The organism is Lachnoanaerobaculum orale (assembly GCF_003862485.1).
Lineage (GTDB): Bacteria > Bacillota > Clostridia > Lachnospirales > Lachnospiraceae > Lachnoanaerobaculum > Lachnoanaerobaculum orale.
In genome coordinates this window covers 2,010,628-2,012,109 of the sequence record NZ_RRCM01000001.1, presented here as the reverse complement: position 1 = coordinate 2,012,109, position 1,482 = coordinate 2,010,628, and the positions used below count along the sequence as shown (strand labels likewise).

The 1,482-nt window shown below is 33.8% G+C and carries 1 protein-coding gene; it reads left to right on the top strand.

The window, feature by feature from the left end; all coding sequences use genetic code 11:
- Window positions 1-85: 85 nt before the first annotated feature.
- Window positions 86-955: an Rpn family recombination-promoting nuclease/putative transposase gene (locus tag EHW90_RS09650; protein ID WP_124952532.1), complete on the top strand. Its 870-nt coding sequence runs from the start codon at window positions 86-88 to the stop codon at window positions 953-955.
- Window positions 956-1,482: the final 527 nt, after the last annotated feature.

Sequence of the window (1,482 nt, the reverse complement as noted above, 5' to 3'; positions counted from 1 at the left end):
GTCTGCCCTACTTGGCTGTGTGGTCATGTGTGGATATTTTTATAGAGTCAATTAAATTTCTTTGGTATAATAAGGAGGATAGAGTATGAATGGTAAAGACATAACACAAAAGATGCTTGAGAGATATAATGATGTATTTGCAGATATAGTAAATGTGTTGTTATTTAACGGGAAAAGGATAGTAGATGAGGATGTACTTATAGATACTCCGGTTGACAGTGCATTAAAGCTTGACGGTGAGATACATTCACAGTACCGAGATGTTGCAAAGTATTGGAAGAACAGCCAAATCAATATAGCGTTATTCGGACTTGAGAATCAGACTGTGCCTGATAAGCTTATGCCGATGAGGGTTATAGGTTATGACGGAGCTGAATATAAGAAGCAAGTATTGGAAGAGAACAGATATAAAAAGAAATATCCCGTGATAACATTGGTGTTATATATGGGATATGAAAAGAATTGGAAATACTCAAACTCCTTGTTGGATTTGCTTGAAGTAGATGAAAACTTAAAACCGTATGTAAGTGACTACAAGATAAATGTATTTGAGATAGCATTTTTGGATAGAGAAAAAATAGATCTGTTTAAAAGTGATTTTAGAATGCTTGCAGACTACTTGTATCAGATGAGAACAACTGACAGTTATGAAGGCGATGAAAGTGATATAAAGCATGTAGATGAGATCTTGATGCTGATGTCTGCGATGTCAGGTTTTAAAAATGTTGAGAATATAATAAAGGTGGCACATGAAAGGAAGGTAAGCAATATGAAGGGATTTTTTGAACTGGCGGAAGAAAAAGGGATTGAACTTGGAAGAGAAGAAGGAGCTGATATGGTAAGTGAACTGAATATCATATTAGCAAGAGAGGGTAACTTAGAGAAAATAATAAAGGCCAATACAGATAAAGTATATAGGAATGAGCTTTTAAAGAAATATAGATTGTTAAAGTAAAATGATGCAAGTTTTGCGGGTTGATTATTCAACTCGCTTTTTTGGTTTCGGGATAAGCATTGGAGTGGGTTGATTTTAGTGATAAGTTTGGTCATCCGGAGGTGCTTAAGCTAATATTAAAGGAAAAGCAATATATTTTAGTACATATTCTACAATTGAAACGGCTTTTATTATATGATATAACACCAATCTTTGTATAATACGCTGAAAGTTGCTTTAAAATCTTAAGCATTAATACATACTATTGTCAAAAACAGTATAAATAGTATAATAAAACTATCAAATCTTTTTCGTGGCTTTTGGTTTGATATCTAAGGTAATCTATGGAAAATGCACTTTCCTCTCTTGTTAATCTGAAATTCTAAAAGGTTCTAAAAACCATGGTAGAGTCGGTGCATCGACTGATATGAACGTGACCATGCAGTCAAGTAGTCTGCCCTACTTGGCTGTGTGGTCATGTGTGGATATTTTTATAGAGTCAATTAAATTTCTTTGGTATAATAAGGAGGATAGAGTATGAATGGTAA